Origin of the sequence: Halobiforma nitratireducens JCM 10879, from assembly GCF_000337895.1 — an archaeon.
GTDB lineage: Archaea > Halobacteriota > Halobacteria > Halobacteriales > Natrialbaceae > Natronobacterium > Natronobacterium nitratireducens.
This window is the reverse complement of the sequence record NZ_AOMA01000203.1, coordinates 22,803-49,102: the sequence shown is the minus strand read 5'-3', so window position 1 is coordinate 49,102 and position 26,300 is coordinate 22,803. Positions and strand designations below refer to the sequence as shown.

26 protein-coding genes are annotated in these 26,300 nt (G+C 65.4%); 11 read left to right on the top strand and 15 right to left on the bottom strand.

Annotated features, from left to right (window positions below):
• Positions 1-743: hypothetical protein (locus C446_RS19700; RefSeq protein ID WP_006674512.1), on the bottom strand; the 743-nt coding region annotated here is incomplete at its 3' end.
• Positions 744-1,127: 384 nt separating this feature from the next.
• On the opposite strand from C446_RS19700, the gene C446_RS17675 reads away from it, so the two are divergent.
• Both C446_RS17675 and C446_RS17670 read left to right on the top strand, forming a co-directional pair.
• The gene (locus C446_RS17675) at positions 1,128-1,556 is read left to right on the top strand and encodes a DUF3054 domain-containing protein (RefSeq protein ID WP_006674511.1); all 429 of its coding nucleotides are present in this window, start codon (positions 1,128-1,130) and stop codon (positions 1,554-1,556) included.
• Between the two features lie 360 nt (positions 1,557-1,916).
• On the top strand, positions 1,917-2,132 hold the full coding sequence (locus C446_RS17670; RefSeq protein ID WP_006674510.1) for a hypothetical protein: 216 nt from the start codon (positions 1,917-1,919) through the stop codon (positions 2,130-2,132).
• 5 nt (positions 2,133-2,137) lie between these two features.
• On the opposite strand, the gene C446_RS17665 is transcribed toward C446_RS17670, so the two are convergent.
• Complete coding sequence (locus C446_RS17665; RefSeq protein WP_006674509.1) at positions 2,138-2,353, bottom strand: hypothetical protein; 216 nt, start codon at positions 2,351-2,353, stop codon at positions 2,138-2,140.
• A 32-nt stretch (positions 2,354-2,385) separates the two neighbouring features.
• Between C446_RS17665 and C446_RS17660 the strand changes: the two genes are divergently transcribed.
• On the top strand, positions 2,386-3,003 hold the full coding sequence (locus C446_RS17660) for a helix-turn-helix domain-containing protein (RefSeq protein ID WP_006674508.1): 618 nt from the start codon (positions 2,386-2,388) through the stop codon (positions 3,001-3,003).
• An 83-nt stretch (positions 3,004-3,086) separates the two neighbouring features.
• Here the strand turns inward: C446_RS17660 and C446_RS17655 are convergent, their stop codons facing one another.
• The gene (locus tag C446_RS17655; RefSeq protein WP_006674507.1) at positions 3,087-3,470 is read right to left on the bottom strand and encodes a helix-turn-helix domain-containing protein; all 384 of its coding nucleotides are present in this window, start codon (positions 3,468-3,470) and stop codon (positions 3,087-3,089) included.
• Between the two features lie 352 nt (positions 3,471-3,822).
• On the opposite strand from C446_RS17655, the gene C446_RS17650 reads away from it, so the two are divergent.
• The gene (locus C446_RS17650) at positions 3,823-6,366 is read left to right on the top strand and encodes a heavy metal translocating P-type ATPase (RefSeq protein ID WP_006674506.1); all 2,544 of its coding nucleotides are present in this window, start codon (positions 3,823-3,825) and stop codon (positions 6,364-6,366) included.
• A 294-nt stretch (positions 6,367-6,660) separates the two neighbouring features.
• Here C446_RS17650 and C446_RS17645 read toward each other — a convergent pair whose 3' ends face one another.
• From C446_RS17645 to C446_RS17610, 9 genes are all read right to left on the bottom strand, one after another.
• Complete coding sequence (locus C446_RS17645; protein WP_006674505.1) at positions 6,661-7,680, bottom strand: ATP-binding protein; 1,020 nt, start codon at positions 7,678-7,680, stop codon at positions 6,661-6,663.
• A gap of 225 nt (positions 7,681-7,905) precedes the next feature.
• Entirely contained in the window at positions 7,906-8,637 is a 732-nt protein-coding gene (locus C446_RS17640) for an alanyl-tRNA editing protein (protein WP_006674504.1), read from the bottom strand.
• A 138-nt stretch (positions 8,638-8,775) separates the two neighbouring features.
• Positions 8,776-9,465 carry a hypothetical protein gene (locus C446_RS17635; protein WP_006674503.1) on the bottom strand — a complete coding sequence of 230 codons (690 nt, stop codon included), beginning with the start codon at positions 9,463-9,465 and terminating at the stop codon, positions 8,776-8,778.
• 195 nt (positions 9,466-9,660) lie between these two features.
• Complete coding sequence (locus C446_RS17630) at positions 9,661-11,412, bottom strand: cytochrome c oxidase subunit I (RefSeq protein WP_006674502.1); 1,752 nt, start codon at positions 11,410-11,412, stop codon at positions 9,661-9,663.
• On the bottom strand, positions 11,402-11,959 hold the full coding sequence (locus tag C446_RS17625) for a cupredoxin domain-containing protein (RefSeq protein WP_006674501.1): 558 nt from the start codon (positions 11,957-11,959) through the stop codon (positions 11,402-11,404). Before C446_RS17625 ends, C446_RS17630 begins: the two co-directional genes overlap by 11 nt.
• Positions 11,960-11,965: 6 nt before the next feature.
• Positions 11,966-12,115 (bottom strand): hypothetical protein, encoded by a 150-nt coding sequence (locus tag C446_RS19450; RefSeq protein ID WP_006674500.1) that lies wholly within the window; start codon positions 12,113-12,115, stop codon positions 11,966-11,968.
• Positions 12,116-12,250: 135 nt separating this feature from the next.
• Entirely contained in the window at positions 12,251-12,907 is a 657-nt protein-coding gene (locus C446_RS17620; RefSeq protein ID WP_006674499.1) for a cytochrome c biogenesis CcdA family protein, read from the bottom strand.
• Positions 12,908-12,911: 4 nt separating this feature from the next.
• Positions 12,912-13,469 carry a TlpA family protein disulfide reductase gene (locus C446_RS17615; protein WP_006674498.1) on the bottom strand — a complete coding sequence of 186 codons (558 nt, stop codon included), beginning with the start codon at positions 13,467-13,469 and terminating at the stop codon, positions 12,912-12,914.
• A 1-nt stretch (position 13,470) separates the two neighbouring features.
• Complete coding sequence (locus C446_RS17610; protein WP_006674497.1) at positions 13,471-14,229, bottom strand: SCO family protein; 759 nt, start codon at positions 14,227-14,229, stop codon at positions 13,471-13,473.
• A gap of 468 nt (positions 14,230-14,697) precedes the next feature.
• Here C446_RS17610 and C446_RS17605 point away from each other — a divergent pair, with 468 nt between their 5' ends.
• The 6 genes from C446_RS17605 (at position 14,698) to C446_RS17580 (ending at position 22,175) form a co-directional block, all read left to right on the top strand.
• Positions 14,698-16,560, top strand: a complete 1,863-nt coding sequence (locus C446_RS17605; RefSeq protein WP_006674496.1) for a cytochrome D1 domain-containing protein — start codon at positions 14,698-14,700, stop codon at positions 16,558-16,560.
• Between the two features lie 129 nt (positions 16,561-16,689).
• Complete coding sequence (locus C446_RS17600; RefSeq protein WP_006674495.1) at positions 16,690-17,871, top strand: beta-propeller fold lactonase family protein; 1,182 nt, start codon at positions 16,690-16,692, stop codon at positions 17,869-17,871.
• Entirely contained in the window at positions 17,868-19,046 is a 1,179-nt protein-coding gene (locus C446_RS17595) for a hypothetical protein (protein WP_006674494.1), read from the top strand. The genes C446_RS17600 and C446_RS17595 overlap by 4 nt, the downstream gene beginning before the upstream one ends.
• Complete coding sequence (locus tag C446_RS17590) at positions 19,043-20,341, top strand: radical SAM/SPASM domain-containing protein (protein ID WP_006674493.1); 1,299 nt, start codon at positions 19,043-19,045, stop codon at positions 20,339-20,341. Before C446_RS17595 ends, C446_RS17590 begins: the two co-directional genes overlap by 4 nt.
• A 3-nt stretch (positions 20,342-20,344) precedes the next feature.
• The gene (locus C446_RS17585) at positions 20,345-21,769 is read left to right on the top strand and encodes a glutamyl-tRNA reductase (RefSeq protein ID WP_006674492.1); all 1,425 of its coding nucleotides are present in this window, start codon (positions 20,345-20,347) and stop codon (positions 21,767-21,769) included.
• A complete protein-coding gene (locus C446_RS17580) occupies positions 21,756-22,175 on the top strand; it encodes a 2Fe-2S iron-sulfur cluster-binding protein (RefSeq protein WP_006674491.1) in 420 nt (139 codons plus the stop codon). The genes C446_RS17585 and C446_RS17580 overlap by 14 nt, the downstream gene beginning before the upstream one ends.
• Positions 22,176-22,351: 176 nt before the next feature.
• Here the strand turns inward: C446_RS17580 and C446_RS17575 are convergent, their stop codons facing one another.
• The 3 genes from C446_RS17575 to C446_RS17565 form a co-directional block, all read right to left on the bottom strand.
• On the bottom strand, positions 22,352-22,723 hold the full coding sequence (locus tag C446_RS17575) for an ArsR/SmtB family transcription factor (protein ID WP_049920338.1): 372 nt from the start codon (positions 22,721-22,723) through the stop codon (positions 22,352-22,354).
• A 180-nt stretch (positions 22,724-22,903) separates the two neighbouring features.
• The gene (gene cyoE / locus C446_RS17570; RefSeq protein ID WP_006674489.1) at positions 22,904-24,367 is read right to left on the bottom strand and encodes a heme o synthase; all 1,464 of its coding nucleotides are present in this window, start codon (positions 24,365-24,367) and stop codon (positions 22,904-22,906) included.
• A gap of 200 nt (positions 24,368-24,567) precedes the next feature.
• Entirely contained in the window at positions 24,568-25,101 is a 534-nt protein-coding gene (locus C446_RS17565; RefSeq protein WP_006674488.1) for a GNAT family N-acetyltransferase, read from the bottom strand.
• 167 nt (positions 25,102-25,268) lie between these two features.
• Here C446_RS17565 and C446_RS17560 point away from each other — a divergent pair, with 167 nt between their 5' ends.
• Positions 25,269-26,267 (top strand): DHH family phosphoesterase, encoded by a 999-nt coding sequence (locus tag C446_RS17560; protein WP_006674487.1) that lies wholly within the window; start codon positions 25,269-25,271, stop codon positions 26,265-26,267.
• Positions 26,268-26,300 lie beyond the last annotated feature (33 nt).

The window sequence follows — 26,300 nt, the reverse complement described above, 5'->3', positions numbered from 1 at the left end:
TCGTCTCGAGCGCTCGAGCGGGCGGACGACCGGCGACTCGAGGCCGTGTCGGACCGAGAGTGGCCGTGACTCGAATCCGAATCAGTGTCGGAATGGGTGTCGGAGCCGGAGCCAGAGCGTGTGGCCGACCTCGAAGCCGTGTCGGAACTCGAGGCCGATTTCGACTCGCGCTCCCCAGCAGGTCGCACTACGTCGTCGCGTTTGGCTGCTTCTCGGGCACAGGAACGACAACACGTCAGCGTCGTGCCGTCGGTCACCACGAGCGTCTCGAGGTCGCTGTCGGGAACTGATTGGGCACAGCCGTCGCAGGTGGATCGCTGGTGGTCGATATCCATCGAGCCGGGTTCGGTCGCTCTCGAGTCGGCAGTCGCCGTCTCGGTCGGGGACCCGCTCGCGGCCGAAGCGGTGGTCTCGGACCGGGGCGACCCGGTAGCGGCCCCGTCGACGGAGCCGTTCGACTCGTCCGTGTGGCTCGAGCGGCCGGAACGGGACGAACGAGCGGAGCGCGAGGCGGGGCCGGACCCGGAACCGAACCCGGAATCGGCGTATCCGGTTGCCGTTTCAGCTCCGACGGTTGCGCCGTCTCCATCGGCGCGTTCGGACACCGCTTTCGCGTGCTCGGCGCAGGCGGGACAGCAGACGACGGGGTCGCTGCCTGGCATCTGAACCATCGTCGTCTCCTCGACGGGGACGGCCCGATCGCAGCCGTCACACGCGATTCCGTTTCGTCGTTGTCCCGACACAGTCACGTGGTTTGCAGGCCTCCCTAATGAGTCCTACGTGGTAATTACGGAACGCGAAAACGCCGTCGAAATCCAGGAAACCCGCGGTGACACTGCATAGGACCGAATTACTCGACGGCTGCTGTCGCTCGCGTACGCTCCGAACGGTGAACGGGACGGATAACGAAGGGGAGACTGGACGAGACCGACCTGCGGGGCTCGACCCCGCAGCCGCATGCGTTCCGTCGGACGAGCAACCCGTCGGCGGGAGGCCTCCCGGTGACGGTTCCGACTCCCGTCGGCGATCCGGTCGTGACGGGCCGTCCGTTCGTCTCCGCTCGTCGGTGTTCCACAGTTCCGTGGCGAACCGGGACACCGATAGTCCCGTAGCACCCATCGGTCGATATGGATACGGCAACTCGAATCGGCGTCGGTCGCGGACTCCCCGACCGCAGTTCGCTGACGCTCGGCGTCGCCGACCTCGCGGTACTGGCCGCGCTGATCGTCTTCGGACAACGATCCCACGACATCAGTCCGGTGACGGACCCCGTAGCGTCTCTCGAGACGATCGTTCCGTTCGCGATCGGCTGGATCGTTGCGTCGTCGCTCGTCGGTCTCTACGGGCGGGGCATCACTACGTCGGTGCCACGGGTCGCCCGGCTGACCGCGGTTTCGTGGCTCGCTGCCGCAAACGTGGGGTTTATCCTCCGAGCTTCGCCGGCGTTTGCCGGGGGCGCTCCGTGGACGTTCACCGTCGTTATGACCGGGACCGGTCTCGTCGCACTCGTGGGGTGGCGAGTCATTTACGCGACGTACGCGAACCGATCCGAGTAGCTCGCTGATTCGGTTCGTTCAGTTAGTGTCGACCGTTCGTATCACGAAGAGGATACGTATTCTACCGCCCCGAATAAAACAACAGCATCGATCAGTATACTAATCTCCACGAAATTCGTGATTCCGAAACAGTGGAGTCGCTCCCGTCTTCGGGTTAACAACATATTTACACTAATTCTTACTAGCTCTCGTTCACGTATTCGATCCGTGACTGATAATATTTCGTCCTTGAGGAGGGCAAAATATCCAACTCATAACTTATGAGAATTCAATGCTGTGGATACGAATTAGAAACTCATCAAGTACTGTCCGATTATGGGAAACACTTATATACGCATTTGCCATACTATTGGATAGATTATGACTGGATACTACGACATCGTTCTTGGCCTCATCCCAGTCGCACTGCTTGGCATCACCGCAGCCCTTCTGGTAGTCGGACTGTCGTTTACAGCAGCAGTGCCGATCGCCGCGTTCGTCGCAATGGGTATCATCGGCCACGCGATGTTCGTGAACACGCCCGCGGACACGTCTGACGAGGCCCAGTCGGCCCGCCCGCCGCTCAACGCGGACTGATCCAGTCACTCACCGGTTCCGTTTCCCTTCTTTCCCGTCTTCGTCCTGCTTTCGCGTGGCAGACGGACCGTTCGCCGATCGGCAGTTTCCCGCCTCGAACACTTCGGTACCCACTCTCGGTTCCCGGCGACTTCGTCCGATCCGAGGAGATCGACCGTCACCGTCCGGCTGAAACACGCGAACCGTTCGAGCCGTTCCCACGCAGTTGGAATGTGATCCATTATATATCTCGCTCAGCGGGGTCGGTATACACATGGCTACCGACGTGCCGTCAGCGGCTTCGGAGACTGGGGGGACGCCGCTCGAGGCGACGTTGGTCGTCGAACCACCGGATTGTCCGGTTGCCCGAGAAGCGCCGAACGCGGCGGCCGTCTCACAGACGCTGTCGTGTAGCCGCCACGGCTGTCGCACCTGTCACGCGGAGATCGCCGTCGATCCCGACGACGCGAGGACGGTCCACACGTCGACCGACATCGACGCGGACTGCATCTGTCCGGCGATCGCGACTTTCGGCTGCGTCTTCAGCCTCGAGTCGATTCGGGACGGGGCGCTCGTCGTCTCCGTCGTCGTTCGGGATCGGGGGCTGATCACCGACATCGTCGCAGCGATCAGAGAGGCCGGCGGCTCGGTTCGACTCGAGCGTATCACCGACCACGAGATGACGGACGGAACTGGCTCGGTCGAAGCGGTCGATATCACGAACAAACAACGCGAGGCGATCGAACTGGCAGTCGAGATGGGGTACTACGATCAGCCACGGCGGACGGACCTGGGGGAGCTTGCGGACCGACTCGGCGTCTCGCGGTCGGCGGTCTCACAGCGGCTCAACGCTGCCGAGTCGAAGCTGCTCCGATCGTTGATCGGGCCGTGAGTGTGGCCGTGCCCTCGCACCACAAACGCGACGAGCGTGACAAGCGTCGTGAACGCCGGCGACGACTCCCGGTCAGGGAGGCGTCACTCCGTGGACGCCGAGATCGCGCCCTCGAGAACGCTCTCGACGACCGTCGCCTCCGCGGCCCGGAGGCGCTGTGAGACCGCGGACTTCGAGATGTCGAGGTCGTCGGAGAGGGCCTCGAGGTCGACCGATCGCGGCTGATCGTAGTAGCCCTGGTCGAACGCGAGCTCTAACGCTTCCCACTGTTTCGGTGTCAGGTCCCGGAGGTCAACACGGACAGTCGACGGGCGGGCCTGCCGTCGGGTGAGTGCGTCCCCACCACCGTCGGGTACGACGCGTGCGTCGACGACGTCGTCGACCCGGTCGACGAGGTCCAGAATCGTCTCTTCGTCGGTTACCGTCACCGTAATCCGGAACCGGTCGTCGACCGGTTCATCACTCATGGGCGGACACCCCCGTCGGGAAACGTCTCCAGTCTCGAACCTGGGTCCCGTCCGAACGGCCCCGTATTCCCCCCTCGACGAGTCCGGTTCCGTCGGGACGATCCGAACAAGCGACCGCCGTGTCGTTTGGGCACCGGAGCCGGAGCGGACTCCCCACCGTCCCGGATCGGATACTGGCTCATACTCGTCGGTACGTACCCTCAACTGATTTAGGTCGCTCTTTATATTGCAGCCGTTTATATCGCGTCCCGTATCTCCAAATCTGCGCTTTCGGCCGCCGAGAGGATCGAATTCGGGCGAACATATTCGACACCACGTCTATCGAAGAGCTACGCCAATCTTCGTGCACGGGATGGCTACCTGTTCACTCTGTGAGTTGCCGACGCCGGAGCAGCCGGTGACCGAGGAGGGCGTCGACGGCACCTTCTGCTGTCGGGGCTGTCTCGAGGTCAGCCGGACGTTGTCGGCAGCCGACGACCTCGACGTCGACCGTGAGGCGGTCCGGGAGCGATCCCGCGGCGACGAGCGCCGCGAGGTCCCCGACGACGCCGAAGAGGCGTTCCTCGCGATCGACGGGATGCACTGTTCGACCTGCGAGGGGTTCGTCGGCCTGCTCGGCGAGCGCCACGACGGGATCCGCTGGGTCGAAGCGAGCTACGCGACCGATACAGCGCGAGTCGTCTACGATCCCGACGAACTCGAGCGCACGGAGTTGCCCGACGTGTTGTCCTCACACGGCTACGCAGCCAGGTTCCCGGACGAGGACGCCGATCGGCGGGACCGCGACGACGAACTGATGCAGCGGCTGCTCGTCGGCGGTCTCATGGCCTTTCTGATCAAACCGTGGTACCTGTTTTACCTCTATCCGAGCTACGTCGGCATCGAGACCGGCATTCTCGCGGTCGACTCGACGACGCCGGTCGGGCGCTACCTCCCGATGATCTTCATCGGCCTGATGACCTCCGTGGTCCTGTTCTATACCGGCTACCCGGTGTTGCGTGGGGCGTACGTCAGCCTGCGGGTCGGCCGGCCGAACATGGACCTGCTGGTTTCGATCGCTGCCGTCGCCGCCTACGCCTACAGTACAGTTGCGCTCGCGATGGGGAGCATGCACCTCTACTACGATGTCACTGTCGCGGTGATCATGGTCGTCAGCCTCGGGACGTACTACGAACGCAAGATCAAAGACCGGGCGACCGACCTTCTCTCGGACCTGACTGCCGCGCGGAGCCAGGAGGCGACCCGTCGAACCGGCGACGGAACTGAAACCGAAACCGTCTCGGTCGACGACCTCGAGCCCGGCGACGAGGTCGTCGTCCGCCCCGGCGAGCGAGTGCCGATCGACGGCACCGTCCTCGAAGGGACGGCGGACGTCGACGAGTCCGTCCTCACTGGGGAGTCGCTGCCGGTGACCAAGGGCGAAGACGACGAAGTCGTCGGCGGCGCGGTCGTCACCGACAGCGCGCTGGTGATCGAGGTCGACGAGGACGCCGAGAGCACGCTCGATCGGATCGCGACCCTCCTGTGGGAGATCCAAAGCGAGTCCCCTGGCGTCCAGCGGTTCGCGGACAAGTTGGCGACGATCTTCGTCCCCTTCGTCCTCGTGCTCGCGACCGTCGTCACCGCCTACCGGCTCGTGACCGGCGTCGCGCCCGCCGAGGCGCTGTTGACGGGCCTGACCGTCCTGGTCGTCTCCTGTCCCTGTGCGATGGGGCTTGCGACACCGCTTGCCGTCGCCTCCGGGCTGCGGGACGCCCTCGAGCGTGGCGTCGTCGTCACGAACGCGGCGCTGTTCGAGTCCGCACCTGCCGCGGATACGATCGTCTTCGACAAGACCGGGACGCTGACCGAGGGGGAGATGGAGGTCCTCGAAGTCGAAGGCAACGAAGACGCCGTTCGGAAGGCCGCGGCGGTCGAACGGCTCTCGGAGCATCCCGTGGCGACAGCACTCACCGCGTTCGTCGACGGCCTCGAGAGCGACGAGAGCGCGGCAAACGCCGCGAGCGCGGTCCGGGCCGACGGCGGCGTCACGGATACGACGGGCACAGCGGAGGCGTCCGTGCCGTCCCCGAACTCGAGGGATGCGGACTCCAAGGACGCGGACTCCAAGGACGCGGACGAGACAAGCGACGTCCCCGACGGGACCAATACCGTCGAGGCGTTCGAACGCCACCCCGGAGAGGGCGTCAGCGGCCGCGTCGACGGCGACCGCGTCGTCGTCGGCACTCCCGGGCTCGTCGAACGGCTGGTCGGGCCCGTCCCCGACGACCTCGAGACGGTCGTCGCCGACGCTCGGAACGGGGGACGACTGCCCGTCGTCGTCGGCTACGACGGTCGTGCCCGCGCCGTGGCCGTCGTCGGCGACCGCGAGCGCGACGAGTGGCAGGACGTGCTCGAGGACGCGGACGCGAGCGACCGCGAGATCGTCGTTCTCACTGGTGACGACGAGTCGGCGACCGAACGGTTCCGGGAGCACCCGGCCGTCGACCGCGTGTTCGCCGGCGTTCCGCCGGACGGCAAGGTCGAGACCGTCCGTCGGCTTTCGGGCGCGGGCGTCACGACGATGGTCGGCGACGGCACCAACGACGCGCCCGCGCTGGCCGCCGCGGACCTGGGGATCGCGCTTGGCAACGGCACCGCTCGAGCGGCCGACGCCGCCGATGCGATCGTCACCGACAGCGATCTTCGGGATGTCGGCACTGTCTTCGACCTGGCCGACGGCACGCGACGCCGCATCCGAGAGAACATCTGCTGGGCATTGCTGTACAACGCGGTCGCGATCCCGCTTGCCGCGGTCGGGATGATCAATCCGCTGTTCGCAGCGGTCGCGATGGCCGCGAGCAGCCTGCTGGTGGTCAAAAACTCCTCGCGACCCGTGATCCGCGACGGGGAGTAATTCACCCGCAGTGACGCGGTTCCCGGTGTGGTTCCGGACCGTCATCCGGTGGACTCTCGTGTCCGCTCGAGGACGCAGACCAGACCTGGATACCGATCTCGGCGACAGCACGTTGAGAGCACGTAAACGACGAACGACGGCAGTGCCGAGTGAGCGCGCCGGTCGTTCGTCGCGATCGGCGGAGTCCATTCTACAGGCTGAGCAGGCCGAGTGCCTCGGGGTCGGACGGAAATCAACGATTCCCGTGATGACGAGATGCCTTTGGCGTCTCGGACCACGTGACTCCGAGGCAGTTCACTTGCTCGGTGGCACGTCGAGCCCAGTAACGTCGAACCGAGCACCCCCATCGGCGGCCGCCGAAATCGTGAGGTCGGCTCCATGAGCCTGTACGACCGCCTGAACGAGAGCCAACCCCAGCCCGCCCGTTCCTCGCGTCGAGTAATCGGCCTCGATCGCCTTCTCTCGGACGGACGGTGGAATGCCCGGCCCGTCGTCTTCGACGTAGAACCCCGTTTCGACGACGCCTAGCCTGACCCTACAATCCGGTCCCGCGTGTTCGATGGCGTTTCGAAACAGGTTCTCGAATAGCTGCAGCAGTAACCGCCGGTCACCGATGATCCGATGGGAGTCCTCGACGACGAGTGTTGCGTCCGCAGTCGCGACCGACAGCCACGCCGTGCGTGCGAGGTCTTCGACGGACAGCAGTTCGGTCTCCGAGAGTGCTCCCGATTTGGCGAACGTGAGCGTCGCTTCGGTGATTTCGGTAATACGGGTTACCGCCTGTTGCAGCCCCTCGATCGTCTCCGCGTCGTCGAGATCGGCTGCGAGCAACTCGACGTAGCCCTCGATGACGTTCAGCGGATTGCGGAGATCGTGCTGTAAGACCTCGATGGCCGTCTCGAGCTGTTCCGCCCGGGCGTTGGCCTGTAACTCGACGTGTTTCCGATCGGAGATATTCGTGTGTACGATCAACAAATACGGGTCGCCGTCGTGGGTGAACCGATACGCGTCCAATCGGTTCCACTGCTGGGGGTCGGGGGTATGACAGGGATATTCGTGTTGGTATCGGTCACGGTCGCCGGAGAGGACCGCCCGTAAGTTGTCGGCGACATCCTCGCTGGACAGGGCGTTTTCGGCCTGTTCGCAGATGGTCAAGTAGTTCTCTTCGATCCAGTCGGCGGGATGTGTGCCGTGGTTTTCGTCGGCGAAGTTTCGCCACGCCTCGTTGACGGCGACGATGGTGCCGTCGGCGTCGACGATCGCCACTTCGTGTGGCAGTGCATCGATACTGGACCGTTTGATCCCCGAACCCATACGTGTCCCTACGAGAGGGGTTGCAGCCCCGGTCGCATTAGTGTGCTGGCGGGAGTGTACGGCCGCTTCGTCAGTTGTCTCGGCCGTCGACTGCGAGTGCAGAACACGAGCCACACGTCTCGTCTCTCAGGTCCGAGAGCGACCACAGCGAGTGTCGTTTCCGTCACCGGGCGACGGTGTTCGGTTCGATGGCGCTGACTCCCGCTGGGTCCGTGCTCCCGTTTCCTACCGTGGCTCGTCTTCGAGTTCGAACTCGAGTCGTTCGACGTCTTCACCTTTCGATACGGTGTCCGTGATCGTGATCCCGCCGAGTTCGCCGAGACTCGAGGCGTGAGTGCCGCCACAGGGGCACATATCGAACCCCTCGATTTCGACGACTCGAAGCGGATCGACGGAGTCCGGGATCATATCGAGCAGCGCCCGCCCTTCGTCGACTTCGGCTTCGACCTCGGGCCGGGGACGGTTCTCCTTGACGACCGGTAGATCGCGCTCGATGGCCTCGTTACTGTGGCGTTCGATCTCTTCCAGATCGTCGGCGTCGAACGACGCGGGTTCGAAGTCGATCCGCGCCCGGTCCGGGTAGACCTGGTTGCCGGCGGTACTCGCACCGTACTCCTCGAGGACGACTCGGGAGACGACGTGCTGGGCAGTGTGCATTCGGCTCACCGCTCGGCGGCGATCCCCGTCGATTCGTGCGTCGACTGTCGTCCCTTCCGTCGGCGGCTCGCCGTCTCGGATATCGACGGCGTGGCGCACGTCGCCGTGGTCTTTCCGCACGTCGGTTACGTCCGCGATTCCGCCGTCCCACTCGAGGACGCCGCGGTCGGCCGGCTGACCGCCGCCTTCGGGGTAGAAGTAGGTCCCATCGAGGAAGACGGCGTCCTGGTCCGCTTCGGTGACGGTGGCCGTGAACGTCGTCACGTCGTCCGCGTCGGGGAGGTATCGGAGTTCGGTCACGGCTCGGTGTTGGGAACGGACGAACAAAGACGCTACCGCTCGCGGAAGGACGTAGATGGAGACGTAGACGGAGAGAGCGAAAGCGGGGGACGGCGAGGGCAGCGACAGCCTTCTGCCGCCGGACCGGCTCGCTCGGTGTCAGCCGAGACGCTGGACCTGTCGATCGATCATCTCGCCGTCCTCGTCGAGCACCTCGACGACGAACCGGTCGTATTCGTCGGGATCGATCTCGAACTCGTATGGTGGCTCCTCGATCGTGGTACTGTCGCCGTCGGGACCGGTTACCTCGACGCGATCGTACCCTTCGTCGTGGGAGAACGAACACTGGACGAGCTCGTCGGTCTCGGTACACTCGAGTTCGGGAGCCGGGACGGAACTGTCGTCGTCGCCGGTCGCGGTCGGCTGGAAGTCAAGCACCATCGGCCCGAACGGCATCGCGCCGAGCAGGATCACGATCGCGAAGAACACGCTCAGATTGATCTTGGAGCCGTGTCTGGCGACCGAACGAGCGACGCCCGTCGCCCCCGACTTCCGAAGGCGGATGACAAGCGGGACGACGACGAGGTGGGTCAGCGGCCCCCACAACACGAGGGCGAACCCGTAGGCCATCACGTAGTACATGAACGTCCAGTCGGGTCGGTACGACAGGACGAGGTTCGAGAAGGCCCAGATCATGAGCCCGAACCACAGGAGGGCTCCGCTTTTGAGGTAGCGCCAGATTACCGTGTTGGCGTAGTAGACACTCAACAGGTCTCGCCAGGCCTGTCGGAGGGTTCGCCGGACGAAACCGGGTCGCGAGTCGGTCGTAGCGGTTTGTGGGTCTGACATGGGTCGTATCGTGGGTGAGTCGGATCGATCGTATCCGGTCGTTCGTGTCGGTCGAAGGTGAAATCGTGGCCGAATCGGTTCGCGCACTGACACCCCGTAGACGAGCGGGGACCTCTGAGTGAGTTCGGAAAGCGACGATGAACCGGGAGAACCGGCGTCACCGCCACCGAAAAACGAACGGGGCGTCGCTCGCGCTTACACCCCGATCGACCACAGCTGCGTGAGCAGGAACCAGTTCAGTACGTAGGCAACGACGAAGACGCCGAGGAAGATCAGACAGAGGATGAACGTGCCACGCATCTCGTAGGCGTGGACCGGGTCCTCCGGATCGGTCGCCATCTCGAGGCCGCCGTCGGGAACGAGGCTGTCGTCCTCGCCGGGCTCGATTCGCTTTCCGAACAGCAGCGACCCGACCGCAAGCAGGACGAACAGGGCCCCGCCGGCGATCGCGATCAGCGCGAAGATGCCGAAGACGTGGAACAGCGGCGCGGCACCGATGATGCTGAAGTCGGTGCCCGGGATGTTCCGGACGACCTCGGAGGTCCGGCGCGGGATGCCATAGAGGATGCCGACGTACATCATCATCAGCGCGGTGATCGCCATCGCGCTACAGTAGAGGTACGGCTGGAAGGAGGCCAGCTTCGGGGAGACGAACTCCCGCTGGAACATCGTCTTGATGACGAAGTAGACGACGCCCATGAACGTGACCGTCGTTCCGAGCACGACCGTGCTGTGGAAGTGACCGACGGTCGCGAACGTGTTGTGCCAGCTCATGTTGAGCTGGAGCTGCCCCATCATCACGCCCGTGATGCCGCCGAGGAACCCGAACAGGATGATCGCGAAGATCGACGTCGAGAACATCGGGTTCTTCCACGGCGCGGACGTGAGCCAGCCAAAGAGGCCACCTCCCTTGCCGCGCTTACGGCGGCCGGCCTCGAGGCCGGCGGGGATGGTAAAGGCGTGGACGAGGCTGGCGAAGGTCGCACCGTAGAACGCGTAGGACGTGTTCCAGATGCGCCAGCCCGCGGAGAGACCGGGGTCGACCATCAGGTGATGGGCCGCCCCCATGACGATGAAAAACAGGTAGAGGATGAACGCGGTTCGGGAGACCTTCTCGCTGACAACCTCGGCACCCCCGATGACGTGGGTAAAGAGGTACCAGACGGTGATCATCGCCACGAGGTTGATCTGCTGGGTCCCGTGACCGATGATCCAGAACCACTGGCGGTACATGCCGGCGTCGAACCACGGTGCGAGCCCGAGCTGGTAGGCCAGACCGCCGCTGAACGCGACGAGGCCGCCGAGGATCGACTGGACTGCGATGATCCCCGCGACGAACGCACCGAACGTCACCAGCGGTAGCGTCTGTCCGGGATTCTCGCGTTTCTCGTACCACAGCGCGAGGAAGAACGGCAACGCTGCCACCGTGACGCCGAGGACGAACACGATCGCGCCGACGTAGAAGAGAGGGTTGATCTCGAGTGGGATATACGCCGTCAAAAGCGGCGCGTTGTCCTCGACGGGGTTCCCCGTGACCGTCCAGATCGTATAGTAGATGATGATCGCACCGGCGACCATCACGACGTACCCGAGTTTCGCGGCCCACTCGATGGGCAGCTTTCGCCCGAGTACCATCGGGCCACCGACGTAGAGGATCGCGATCTCCATGAAGATGATCCAGAAGATCAGCAGACTCCAGGCGTGCATGCTGAGGTGGCGGTAGTAGTCGCCGGCCTCCAGGAGGCCGATGTATTCCCACCGCGTCGTCGCGACGGTGAGCGCGAATATCCCGCCGATCAGCATGAAGACGACGGCGGTTACGCCGTAGAGCTTGACGTGGTTCTCGACCGACTGGTGGACGTCGAAGCCGGTGACCGAGCACGTTCGGAACCCGTCTTCGTCGTAGTCGTTGTCGAACCAGCCGAAGACGTCGAGATTACTCGCCATCGTCACCCTCCTCCACGATGATGGTGTTGTGCATTCCTCGGTGCCCCTCTCCGCAGAACTCGTTACAGAGGACGTGGTAGGTCCCGGGTTCGTCGAACTCCATCGGGATGATCCACTCCTTACCGGGGGTCACGTGCAGGTTGATCTGCTGGCTGTAGGCGTGTTCCGGCCGGATCGAAAAGCCGTGCTGGACATCGTAGGAGCCGAGGTGGAAATCGTACTCCTGACCGGTCTCGAGGACGACCGGGAGCCCGTCCCAGTCGAACTGATAGCCGACGACGTAGACGTCGTCGCCCGCCGGAACGTACGCGCCGTCGTCGCGCTGCTCGGCTGCTTCTTCGAACGCCTGTACTTTCTCGCGGAGCTCGTCCTCGGTAACCCGGTAAGTCTCGCCGATCGGGTTCTGATCGCCGATCCGTGTGAACGCACTCATCCACCCGAACAGGACCAGCGCCCAGCCGACGCCGAGTCCGAGCCAGATCGATTCGCGTCTGTTGACGGGTTGATCCCACCAGTTACCTTTCGGCGGTTTGATCGGTGACGTCATTTCGAATCACCCCATTGGAATCGTCAGCAGATCCAGCATGCCCCAGCCGATGTACGACAGCGCAAAGAACACCAGCGATGCCGCTGCCAGGAGCCAGATCCGGTTGTACAACCGTTGCATGAACGGGATCTCTTCGCCGTTTTCTGTGGTCGTCATAGCTCGTTTCGTTCCAAACTCGGTACTGCCCTCCCCTATTCATTCTGCCGCACATATTCGATAGACCAGATTAGAACGGATATTGGATTTTCTACCGATTTTATTGAACTAATATAAACGAAGGAAGAATCGCGACTACGCCGCGACGTACAGCTGGCCGAACCCGGCCAGGACGAGCACGACACCACCGGCTCTGACGAGTCGATCGACGTAGCCGGTCAGCCGACCAGCGCCGATCGCGTGACCGACCGCCGTCGCCACGGTAACCGCCAGCAGTAAGGCGGCGAAGCCGGCGACGTACGCCCCCAGGACGAACGCCCCTTCGAGCGTCGACATCGTGAACGTTCGGAGGACGATCCCGAGAAACAGCGGCAACACACAAGCCGTCGCCGCCAGCGCGTACATCCCGCCGAACAGGCCAAACCCCAGCACACTCGAGCGTCGTTTCGGCAACATCCCGTGGATCGCGCCCGGTCCCCCGGCCACGATCCAGCCGCCGAGGCCGATCAGTGCGACGCCGACGGCGTACTCGAACGTCGGGAGCACACGCTCGAGCGTGTCGCCGGCGACGAGTGCAACGGCAGAGAGAATCCCGAGGACGAGGATAGCGCCTGCAGCTGCAGCGACGCCGCGGGCGACTGCGCCACCAAGCGGCGGGCTCTCGCGCCCGGTCGCGGAGACGTAGTAGCCGACGTATCCGGGGAGCAAGGCGTACGAACACGGCGAGAAGAACGTCGCCACTCCGGCTCCGAGCGCGAACGCCGCCGTGCCGACCAGTTCTCCCCCAGTCATGTCGTCAGTTCTCTCCGTTCTCGTCCGTTTCGGACTCGAGTGCGCTCGTGATCGCGTCCCGTAGTTCGTCGGCGGCTACGTCGCCCTGTCGGGACCAGGTGACGCGGTTCTCCGCGTCGAGGACGAAACTGTAGGGAACGCCCGAAGCATCGAGTGTTTCCGTTAGTGCGAGGTCGTCGTCGATCGCGACCGTCCAGCGACCGTCGTGTTCGTCCCACCAGTCGGCGACATCGTCTCTCGTGACGGTGTGGCCGAGCGGTTCGTTCGACACCGAGACGAACTGGAGGTCGTCTCGCTCCCCCAGCTCGTCGTAGACCTCGCCTTTCGTCGCGACGGTCCGTGCGCAGGCGTCACACCACGTCGCGAACAGCTCGAGGAAGGTGACGCGTCCGGGTTCGGGGACCGCGAGCGTTCCGGCCTCGCTGCCGGGCGCGTCGATCGTCTCGAGTTCGAACGGCTCGACGCCCTCGACGCTGCTGCCGAACCCGCCGGTCGCGAAGACGGCACCGGCACCCGCGACGCCGACTGCGGCCGCGCCGGCGAGGAGGTCGCGTCGTTTCATACTACCACTCCTCGATGACGGTGGTCACGTCGTCGACGACGGCGGCGGGCGTCGGCGGATCGCCGGTGTAGGCCCGCTCGACGTAGCCGTTCTTGTTGACGAACAGGACGAGGTTGGTGTGGATGAACGCCATGTCCATCTCCATGTCCTCGCCGTTTCCGTCGTCCTCCTCGTCGTCGTTCTCCGCGAACGCGACGCCGAACCCATCCGTGACTGCTTCCTGGGCGGCAGCCGGGGTCTCCGGACGCAGCGTGTACCAGTTGTCGACATCCTGGGCGACTCCGTAATCATCCTCGTACGACGCGAGGACGTCCGGCGTATCGTGCTCCGGGTCGAACGTCACCGGGAGCAACGCCACGTCGTCGGCGTAGGTCTCCTCGATCGAATCGTGTTGCACGTGTCGAAGACTCTCCAGCAGCCCCGGACAGGCGCTCGGACACCGCGTAAACAGGAACGTGTACAGCGAGTGACGCTCCCCGACGAAGTCGGTCGTCGTGATCGTCTCGTCCTCGAGCGGGGCCGGAACGGTCACTTCGGGGACCTCGTCGCCGTAGGTCGGGTGGGAAATCTCCGCGGCGATATCCTCGTCGTACTCCTCCGGCGGCGGGAGGATGACGTCGTCAGGGCCCTCGGAGGCACGGAGTTCGGTACAACCGGCTGTCGTCGCCACAGCCAGCATCCCTGCCGTACCGGTCGCTCGGAGGAACGACCGTCTCTCCAGCGACGGCAGGGACGAGGGCGGGAGTCGTTCGGAGTCCATCGTCTCGGCTGGAACTCGTCGCTTGCATCGCTAATACCCCTACTCGGGTTCTCGCACCGCAGGAACCCACCGGAACGCGTTCGGGTGAAACGGGTGTTATATAACTGCTCTCGACAGCGAACCGAACGGACCCTACACGTTCGCGAACGCTCGCTCGTCCGCGAACAATTATACGCCCTGCGCCGTCCCTGAGACCGGCGTCGTCCGAGCCGGTCGTCGCGAGGGACGCACCGCTCGAGGTGGCCCCGCGTTTCGGGGGCAAAAGAGCGGTAGCTGGCAGCACACTCGAGGCATATGAAAGGCGAGGCGAATCGATTCGCCGCCCGTCCCAGCGGCTGAGGATGGAGGCGGAATCGTTCGTATCCGTTCTCAGCGGGTGGGTGTGGAACTTCGGTACCAAGTGATCAGTACCGCCATGCTCCGCCTGTAGCGACCCGTACGATCGACCGTAGCCGACCGAATCACCCTATGTCCGAAAGCGAACGCCCATCAGACGATGTCGAAACGACGGAAGAACGTATCGAGCGGATCAAGAAAGCCTACGCGATGAAAGCCGACGACGCCGAGGAGCTGGGAATCAAAGACCGGATGGATTTCCCAGAGTGGGTCGACCTCGACGTGCCGGAACGTCGTCGATTCCTCGCGGGAACCGCGGCGGCCGGCACCGCAGCTATCGCCGGCTGTATGGGGGACGAAGACCCGGCAGACGAGGACGACGAAGCCGAGGACGGGGACGATGACGAAGACGAACCCGTCGACGACGACGCGGAAGTCCACGAGTTCGAGATGACCGCGTACCAGTACGGGTTCGAGCCACAGGAGATCCACGTTCCCGAAGGCGACATCGTCCACATCGACTTCATCGAGTCGACGTTCGAGGAGAATCCGGACTTCGAACTCCACGACTGGCACCTGCTCGATCCGTACGACGAACACGTCGTGCTTCCGGAAGACACGGACCCCGACACGGTGACCGAGTCCATCGAGTTCGTGGCGGACGAGCCGGGCCGGCACCTCTACGAGTGTACGCTGTACTGTGGTGACGGCCACGCCCAGATGGAGGGCGAACTGTTCGTCGGCGACGAGGCAGCGGAGTTCGACTACCGCGACATCGAGGACGTCCGTACGACTCACGAGATTCATCACGAGGAAGAGGAACTCCCACAGGAGCCGGAGCTGGTCGACGACATCATGGACATCCACATGGTGATCGAGCGGGACAACGCCTCCGTCTCCTACTACGACCAGGCGAACCACGAGAACCTGGGACGGATCGAGGACGTCGGTCACGCCATCCACGTCGTCGAGTTCCACCGTGACATTCCCGAGAACGAACGCGAAGGGGCCTACGCGTACACGATGGCCCGCGACGGACAGCTATTCAAGCTCGATCTGTTCGGGCTCAACCGCGTCGCCAGCTGTCGTGTCGGGACCGACGCCCGCGACCTGGCGCTGTCCCGGAACAGCAACTACCTCATCGGCGGCCTCTACAACCCCGGACAGCTGTTCATCGTCGACGCCGAGACGATGGAGCCGCTCAAACAGATCTCCACGCAGGGGATCGACCTCGACGGCCAGTTCGTCGAGAGTCGCGTCTGTGCGCTGTACGACGCCCCTAACCAGGGCGTGTTCGTTGCCGCACTCAAGGAACTCGGCCAGGTCTGGCTGATCGATTACACGCAAGACGAGGGTGACGAGGCCTTCCCCGTCGTCGCCGAGATCGACTGTGCACGAACCCTCCACGACGGGTTCTTCACGCCCGACGGCCGGTACTTCATGGTCGCCTCCCAGACCGACGGCGTCATGTCGGTCGTCGACGTCGAAGAACAGGAACTCGTCCGCAACATTCCGACCGGCGAGGTCCCACACCCCGGCCCGGGCGCGATGGACCCCGACACGGGACTGGCCTGGACGACCCACCTCGGCGAACCCGTAACGACGGCCTGGGACACCGAGACCTGGGAAGTCGAGGCGGAGGTCGAGGTCCCCGGCGGCGGCCTGTTCCTGCGGGAACACCCCGACTGTGACTACATCTGGTGTGACGTGGCCCTGCGAGACGACCCCGAACTCGATCAGCTGATCTACGCGATCGACCGCTGGGACCACACAGTCGAGATGGAGATCGAAACCGGCAGCGATCACGCCATCCACCCGATCTTCTCCCGCGACGGCCAGCGTCTCTTCGTCAGTCACTGGCCCGAAGGAGAGATCCACGTCTACGACAGTCACACTGGCGAACACATCGAACAGGTCCACGACGACTACATCACCCCGACTGGCAAGTTCCCGATGAACCGCGCCGAGAAGTTCCGGTTCGGCTGGGACGGCTGATCGTCCCGTCGCACCGAGGAGTCACGTCGGTCGACGACCGATCGTGTCCACCGACAAGCTACCACCCATCCCATACCCGCCATCCGACGCAGAGACGGTCCGACTCGAGCCGTCGTTTCCCACCGATCCATGTCCCATCCCACCACGACCGCCGACGAAGCCCCGACTCCGGCCGAAACCGACCTGGCGTTCGTCAAGCTGATGCGCGACACCGGCGTCGCCGTGATCGACGTCGACGCCGGCACCCACGTCGCGACCGTCGGCGACGGACGCCACCCACACGGCCTGGCGTTTCACCCCGGCGGCAGGTGGGTCTCCATCGCGTTCGCCGGCTCGAGCACGATCCAGACCGTCGATCGTCGGTCGCTGTCGGTCCTCGACCGGACCGAGACGGTCGGGACGGCACCGATCGGGATCGAGTACGCTCGCGACGGCCGCTACCTGTTCGTCACCGGCTACGGCGAGTTACCCGGCGCGGACGAGCCGGGCCTGACGGTGCTTCGGGCCGAGGACGAACGGCGACCCGGGGAACGCAACTCGTCCGACCCTTCGCTCGAACTCCTCGCGACCCGTCGGATCGGGAAGTGTGCCGGCGCGGTCGTCGATCGATCGAACGATCTCTGGATCGCACTGAAAGACGACGACGCGGTCGTCCGGCTGGACGCCGAACCGCCGTTCGAGATGCGCGATCGACTCGAGGTGCCCGGCGATCCCCAGGACCTGGCGTACGCACCGGAACTGGGGCTACTGGGTGTGAACAACGTCGACGACGGCAGCGTCTCGTTCGTCGATGTCGACCGCCGGACGCTCGTCGGGACGGTCGACGCCCCGAACCCGCGGGGCGGCGTCGCGTCGGTCGAACACGGCCGCTGGCTCGTCGGGGATACCGAGGGGGACGGCGTGACCGTGATCGACCTCGGCGACGACGCCGGCAGCGACGCTGGTCCCGAACTCGTCGAGCAGCGCTCGCTCGCCACGCCGACGGCCTTCCCCGACGTAACTCCCGACGGCGAGTACGCCGTCGTCGACGCCTACGAGGACGACCGCGTGACGTTCCTCGAGGTCGCGTCCCTCGAAGTCGTCGCACGCGTCGAGACGGGGCCGGAACCCCGCCATCCGCGGTTCGGCGCAGACGGACGGCGGTGTTACGTCCCGAACGTGAGCGGGGATTCGTTTTCAGTACTCGACACGGAACCACTCTTTCGAACGACAGACGGACCGCCGACCGTCGAACGGACGGTCGACCTTCCCGAGGACAGTGCCCCCTCGAGTTGTTTCCTGACGGAGCACGCGACCGGTGATACGCCATGACTCGTCCCACACAGACGACACGAACGGAGGAGACCTCCGGAACGGTTCCGGAGACGGACAGTGACAGCTTCGCGATCGTCAAAAACGCGGGCAGCAGCTACTTCAGCGCCGTCGATCCGGCCGATCGTGAGGAGATCGCCCGGCTCGGCGACGGCAGCTACCCCCACACCGCCGTCTTCCATCCCGACGGGAGACACGCGATCCTGCTGTATATCTCGAGTTCCCACCTCGAGGTGGTCGATCTGGAACGGCTGGAGACGGTCCAGCGGATCGACGATCTGGGGGTCGCGACCGTCGGCAGCGCGCTTACCCGCGATGGAAAGCGGCTGTTCGTCGGTACGGCCGCGGAGCTACCGGACGATCCGGAGCCGGGCGTCGTCGCCCTCCGAGTCGTCGGTGCTGACGGGGACGAAGGCGATGCGGGCGACTCGTCGATCCGCCTCGAGCGGATCGGTACACAGCCGATTGGCCGCTGTGCCGGGATGTGTATCGGTCCCAACGGGCTGGTGTACGTCGCCGACAAGAAGGCCGGCGAGCTGGTCGCGTTGTCGCCGACGGCCGAGCTGTCCGAGCTCGAGCGGTATCACGTCGGGAGCGAGCCACACGACATCTATCCGGTTCCCGGAACGGACCTGATCGCGGTCAACAACGCCGGCGAATCGTTTACTACGTTCGTCGACGCCGCAGAGGGGGCAGTTCGAGGAGCGGCTCCCACCGGCGAGAACCCACACGGGATTACGTTCGCCGACGGTCCCGGCGGGAAACGAGCCTACGTCCCCGCCCGTGACGACGAACGGGTCGCGGCGATCGACATCGGCGCGGTCACAGCCGGCGACGACGATCCCACGACGTTCGTCGACGTCGAGACGACGACCGGCTTCGCCGCGACCGCAGCCGACGACCGGTACGTGCTGGTCGACTCCTACGACGAGCCACGCGTGACGATCGTCGACGCCGAGACGCTGTCGGTTGCCGGTCACGTGACGGTGGACGGCGAACCACTGCATCTGGTCGTCGGAGACGACGGAAGCGAGTGCTACGTCGGCAACATGGATCGCCCCTCGGTGACCGTCCTCGATCTCGAGCCGCTCCGTGCGGACCGGCCGGACGAAGTGACGGTCGTCGACCGAATCGACGGACTCGGCGAGATGCCGAGCGGTATCTTCCAGCCATGATCGACCTCACCAGATTCGTCAACGGCATCGACAACCGGCCCGAGGGGATGAAATACGAGCAGTCGTTCGGCGACGGCAGCGAGGGTCGCAAGCGGTGCGGCTCCGAGGGTCCGGACGACGGAGCCGGCCGGGACGGAACCGACTCGCCGCTGGTTCCGCTCGTCGTCTGGAACACCACACCCGCCTGCAACCTGCGGTGTCAACACTGCTACTTCGGGGCCGTCGACAGCCGGTCGGACGAGGAGCTGTCGACTGCGGAGGCGAAAGCGTTCATCGACGAACTCGCCTCGATGAACGTCCCCGTGCTCGTGTTCAGCGGCGGCGAGCCGTTCGTCCGCGAGGACATCGCCGAACTCACAGCCTACGCCGACCGACAGGGGATGCGACCGATCGCCTCGAGCAACGGCACCTATCTGACGCCCGACCGTGCCCGAGCGGTCGCCGACGCGGGGATGGCCTACGTCGGCGTCTCGCTCGACGGCGTCGGCGACACCCACGACGAGTTCCGCGGCAAGGACGGCTCGTTCGAGGAAGCCATCGACGGGATCGAAAACGCCCAGGACGCCGGCATGAGCACCGGCATCCGTTCGACGATGACCCGGGAGACGATCGACGACCTGCCCGACCTCGTCGATCTCGCCGTCGACCTCGAGGTGGATCGGCTCAACGTGTTCCACCTGATCTACACCGGCCGGGGAGGGACGATCACCGACACCGACCTCCCCTTCGAGCGCAGCCGGGAGATGGTCGATTATCTCTTCGAGCGGACGCTCGAGTTGGCCGAGACGAACCCCGAGATGCAGCTGCTGTCGGCGGGGAACTACGCCGATGCAGTCTACCTCTATCGGAAGATACAGCGGGAACTGCCCGAGCGAGCCGATCGCGCCAGGGAGTTGCTGTTCGACGACGGCCCCGGCCGGGTCGTCAAGAAAGGCGACAGCGGTCCGAAAGTGGTCAACGTCGACTACCGTGGCGACGTCCACCCGAGCATGTTCCTGCCGACGATCACGATGGGCAACGTCCGTGAGCGTCGCCTCGACGAGATACTGGCCGACAGCGACGTCTGGTCGAAGCTCGCCGAGCCCAGCCCCCACCTCGAGGGACGGTGTGGCGAGTGTCCGTTCAGGGAGGTCTGTGGCGGAAACTCCCGCGCTCGAGCACTCGCGGAGAACGACGACCTCTGGGCCGAGGACCCACGGTGTTACCTGACCGACGAGGAGCTCGGCCTCGTCGGCGACGATGGCGGAACCGCCCACGAACCGACCGACGTACCGATCGACGCACCCGGCACCTGACCCATGTCCGATCCGATCCACCCCCCGACCCATCGCCCGCTGTGGTCGCGCTCTCGATCACACTCGAGCAACCCGAGTTCGAGCGAGCCGCCACAGTCACGATCGAGGCCGATCGCGACCGCGGACTCGAACGACCGAGTCGACCCCGAGAGACGACCGACACCGCCACGCTCGATCGAGCGTATCGCCTGCCTGACCGTCTCGGGACTGGACGGCGGCGGCTCGCTCGAGCGGATCGGCGACCTCGCGCCGACGGACCCGGTCGGGACGGCGGAAGCGATCGCCGCGACCGACCGCGTCACGGAGTGTTTCGTACTCGCAACCTGCAACCGCGTCGAGGTCTACGTCGCTGGCCGCTCACCGGGCGACTGTCCCGCTGCGCTCGAGGCGGTCCGGCAAACGCTGTCGATGCCGGCCGACGCCAGTATCGGCCGACTGTACGCTGGCACCGACGCCGTCGCCCACCTGGCGCGGCTCGCAGCCGGCCTCGAGAGCCCGATTCTCGGCGAGGACGAGATCATCGGCCAGCTTCGGCGCGCGCTCGAAGACGCCGACGAAGCGGGGCTCGTCGACGGCGTCGTCGGCCGCGCAGCCGAGGCCGGGCTTCGGGCCGGCCGTGCCTGTCGAACCGAGACGGGGATCGCCGACGGCAGCCTCGACTACGGCACCGCGGCACGGGACCTCCTCGCCGCCGAGGTCGACTCGCCGGATCGGATCGCCGTCGTCGGTGCCGGCGAGGTGATTCAGGCAGCCGTCGATGCACTTCGGGAGTGCTGGCCTGCCGTCCGGATCGACGCCGCGAATCGGACCGTCGAACGGGCCTGCAATCTCGCCACGGACGACGGGGTCGCCGTCGGACTCGAGCGAGTTGGGGAGATCGTCACGTCGGCCGACGGCGTCGTCGCGGCGACGGGGGCCGACGAGCCGGTCGTCGGGGCGGACGCCGTGACAGAAGGGCCAAGCGCCGTCGTCGATCTGGGCAACCCCCCGGACGTCGATCCGACCGTCGGCGACCGAGCCGACGTCGCGTACCGATCGCTCGTGGACGTCCAGCGCCGAGCCAGCGCCCGAACGAGCCGCCGCGAGGCCGTTCCCGAGGCCGAGGCGGTCGTCGAGGAGCACGTACGGCGGTTCGTCCGACGCGAGCGCGAGAACCGTGCCGAAGAGACGCTGCGAGCGTTACACGAACACGCCGCGGCCGTCCGGGAGACCGAACTCGAGCGGGCGCGCAACCGCCTTCGGGACGGCGACGCCGATCCCGAGCGAGTGCTCGAGGAGTTTGCCACCTCGTTCGCGGGACGGCTGTTCGGGCCGCCGACGGATCGACTTCGGGAGGCCGCCAGGGAGGACGATCCCGAGTTGCTCCGGGCCGCGGGAGAACTGTTCGACCTCCCCACGGACCCCACCAACGACGATGACGGGGAGTGAGCGAAACCGATCGGATTCGAGCGCGACCGCGAACGGAGACGACGGCCCGGACACACAGCGGGACGTGCCGACGATACGGTACGATGGCGAACGGATCGAGTCCGATGACGGTCAAAACCTCCTGCGGGCGCTGCCACGCGACGCCCTCTCGAGTTCGACCCCCGTCTCCCTCTGTGGGAACGGCATCTGTGGGATGTGTACCGTCACCGTCGAGGGCGAGACGAACGATCCGACAGAGGCCGAGCGCAAGCGGTTAGGAGCGGCGGATGACGGCTGCGAGGGTGGCGAGGGGAACGCGCCATGTGACGGTGACGGTGACGGTGACGGTGACGGAGACGACCGACAACAGCGTCGACTGGCCTGTCAAACGACGGTTCGCGGCGATCTCGTCGTGCGGAGGGAGTGAAAACACACGGAGAGCGGCCGGAGTCGAACGCGACACACGGACTGTCTGACAGCAGTCACGACGACGTCGGTCTACACCAGCGGCTAACACTGACGGCTTCAGCACCCGGTTCGAGCGACGGGTCCGGGCCACCGGTTCGTGAGAACGATCGACGTCACGGCGGTCTGCCTGCCGTATCAGAGGTCCGGCCTGCAGAACACGTCGGCCCCTTTCTTCCTGCAGTCGATCCGCACCTCGTCGCCGCTGGTTACGGAGACACGGTCGATCCGTCGGACGTATCTGGTCGGCCCGTCGACGTTCGGCCCCTGCTCTAGCTCCCGGAGCAAGCCGGCCTCTTCGAGCCGCGAGAGCTTTCGGTAGACCGTCGACTCGGACACGTCGAGTTCTTCGGATAGCTCTCGAGCCGTCGTCGGTAGTTCGACGGCTTTGTACAGTCGCCTCGCGGTGGGATCGGCGATCGCTTCGACGATCAGGGACGGATCACACCTCTGCTCCCGTGGTCGTTTCTCCCCGTTGCAGGGCTCGGACGATTCGGTTGCTCGGCTCATACGTCCGTCTACGGGTGGCGAGTCGTTTACGATTCCATTCGGTTCCCAGACTTCGGGAGCGATCACGGACGTGTCCACAGATGAAGTGGGGGTGGAGAAGGGGACGGGAGAGACGCGTAGCGTGAACGCGACGCGACACCTGCCGAGCACGGGACGGCAGGCTACCGACCCGCGTCGCCGTCAGGCCACCACGACCGTCTCGAGGACGATCGCGACGAGGATCGCCCCGAGATAGTAGTTCGAGACGTAGAACGACCGGAGGGCGGCGTCGTCGGTCGGTTCGCGGTACTGGCGGACGACCGAACGGAGGAAGACGCCACCGAGTGCGACGGAGGTCAGGGTGTAGAGCCAGCCGAGGCCGGCGAGCCAGCCGAGCAGGCTCGCCGACAGCAGCGTCGCACCCAGGAACAGCAGGACGTGCCGGCGTGCGGTCAACACTCCCTCGACGACGGGGAACATCGGGAACCCGCCGTTCGCGTAATCCTCGCGGTAGGCAATCGCGAGGCTGTAGAAGTGTGCCGGCGTCCACCAGAAGATGACCGCCGCGAGCACCAGCGCCGGGAGCCCGACGCTGCCGGTGACGGCCGCCCAGCCGATCAGCGCCGGTAGCGCGCCTGCACCACCACCGAGAACGGTGTTCCAGGACGTGTTCGGCTTCAGTACGGCTGTATAGAGGACGACGTAGTAGGCGATCGCCGCCAGCGTCAGGACGGCCGCAAGCGCGTTCACCCAGGTCAACATCACGGTCATCGAGGCCGCGACGAGGAAGCTTCCGAACGCGACGGCGTTACGAACGGGAACGAGGTCGTGGACGAGCGGCCGGTCGTTCGTCCGATCCATCTGCCGATCGCGATCGCGCTCGAGGACGTGGTTGAACGTACCCGACGCGCCGATCGCGAGGGTACCACCGAGCAACGTCGCGAGGACGGTACTCACCGCGACCGACTCGCCAGTGACCGTCGCCAGGCCGATACCGGCGAGCGCGACCAGACAGAGCAGCCACACGAGTTTTGGCTTGGTCAACGTCAGGTACGCGCCGGCGGTCCGGCGAAGTCGTTCGAGCGGTTCCAGGTCCTCGACCTGGACACGATCGGCGGTCGGCTCCGTGGCGACGGGCTCGTCGGAGTCGTCCGGCTCGAGGGACGGGTCCGGGTCGATCGGTTCCGTGAACTCGTCCGCGCGTTCGCCTGCGTCCTCGAGCGCGCGGTTCTCGAGGGCGACGATCAGCGCACCGAGCAGCCCTCCGAAGATGACCATCGCGAACAGGAGGTGTGCGACGCTGACCAGCGTCGACCCCCCGACGACGAGCATAGCACCCAGAGCGACCTGAACCGGGAAGAGCACGAGTGCGACCGCGACGCCGGCTTTCACGCGCCAGTCGACGTCGAGCCGCCAGGCAGCGAGAGCGGTTGAGACGACGAGGACGCCCGCGAGGAGTGCGGCGGCACGGTGGCTCCAGAACAGCAGCGCCTCGCCGGTCATGGGGCCAATCGTCCAGTCGGTCGAACAGCTGGGCCAGGTCGTACAGGAGGAGCCGCTGCCGGTCGTGGACACGGCTGTTCCGAGGGCGATCAACAGGTACGCGGCGATTGCCGTCGCCCCGAGCAGGTCTCCGAACCGTCGACGATCGATCGTTGGTATCATAGTATCCCTCGCGTTCTCGCGGGGCCGATGTGGCGTCGAGTGGCCGGTAGCGGGTCACTGGCCACCGAACGCGGACGCCGCTATCGGTACCCGTCCGGTCGGCCGCCCCGGCGAGAATCGGCGAGACGGCCGTCTATATGCGATCGAACGAACCGTCTCTCCCTATTTTTCCTCCCGAATCCGTTCGGGTGCTCGAGCGGTTACGTCCGGGAGGAAGACAGCACCGTTCGCATCACCACCCCGGGAAGTTCGAGGTCCTCGTGGTCCGGCCCGCTAACGTCGATCCGCTCGATCCGTTCGAACCCGACCGCCTCGTAGAAGCCGACCGCGTTGCGCGAGGCGTGGACGACGACCGTCTCACAGCCCGCGTCGCGGGCGACGGACAGCAGCCGCTCGACGAGGGCCGTCCCGACTCCCCGTTCGGCGTGGTCGGGATCGACGAACGTCGCGGCGAGGACGGCTCGGACCGGCTGTGGATCGTCGGCAGCGTCTCCCCTGCTGTGGTCGTTCTCGAGGTGCAGACTCCCCCACCCGACGATCTCCCCGTCGATCTCGGCGACGACCGGGTTCGTCGCGGTGCTTTCGAACTCCTGGTCGGGAACGTCTCCGTCCGGGAGCAGTGCCGCCAGTTGTGCGTCCGCGTAGCTCTCGGCTGCTCGGCGGCGGAGGGCGTCGGTCTGAATGCGGACCATCGCGTCCGTATCAGCCGGCGTTGCGGGGCGAATCGAGACCATATCGGTCGATGTCGACGGAGCGGCAACGTTCTTTCAGCGATTCGAACAGGTTCGGCTACGGACACGCCATCTCCAGGACGGGGTCGCCGATTCGAGCGACCAACGTCTCTCGGCCCCCGTCCAGGGGGAAGTTGAAGCGTCCCCCGCCCGTACTTCCAGTCAGATCCATGACCCGCGCGGCGGACCTGGCAGCCGTCCTCGAGTCGGCGGAGTCGCTGGCGATCGTCTGTCACGACAACCCGGACCCGGACTGTCTGGCAAGTGCTCTCGCGCTCGAGGCAATCGCGCTCGAGGCCGGCACGGACGAAGTGACGATCACCTACGGCGGCGAGATTTCCCACCAGCAAAACCGCGCGTTCGTCAACATGCTCGCGATCGACCTCTCACACGTCTCGTCGGTCGCAGTCGAAGACCACGAGTGTATCGCGTTCGTCGATCACACTCGCTCGGGCGCGAACACCGAGGTCGACGTCGAACCGGCTATCGTCATCGATCACCACCCTGACGACCCCGACGACGTCGCCTTTGCGGACGTACGGACCGACTACGGTGCGACGGCGACGATCTTCGTCGAGTATCTCACCGAACTCGAGGTGGAGTTGACGACCCGCCTCGCTTCGGCGCTGCTGTTCGCGTTGCATCGCGAGCGACTCGATTTCGTCCGCGAGCCGACCCGGCGGGAGTACGAGGCCGCGTTGTCGGTCTACCCCGAAGCGGACCTCGAGACGCTCGAACAGCTGTACGGAAGCGCCTTCTCGCCGGGGACCCTCGACGCGATCGGGCGAGCGATCGCCACCCGCGAACGTCGTGGATCGTCATTGGTCGCAAGCGCGGGCAAGACCAGCGAGACCGACGCCTTACCCCAGGCTGCGGACTACCTGCTCAACCTCGAGGGGGTCGATACCGTCCTCGTCTACGGCATCATCGACGACGCGATCCGGATGAGTGGCCGCTCGATCGACCCCCGTGTCCACATGGGCGAAACGCTCGAGGACGGGTACGGCGAGTTCGGCGAAGTCGGCGGCCACCACGACATGGGTGGTGGCCGGATCGAACTCGGGCTGTTCGCGGACGAGTCCGACGATACTGCGGCACTGCTCGAGTTCGTCGGCGGACGACTCACGCGCCGGTTTTTCGATGCATTGAATCTCGAGAGCGAGGAGTAGCACCGAGAGTCGGGGGTGGCGCTCGGTACCCCT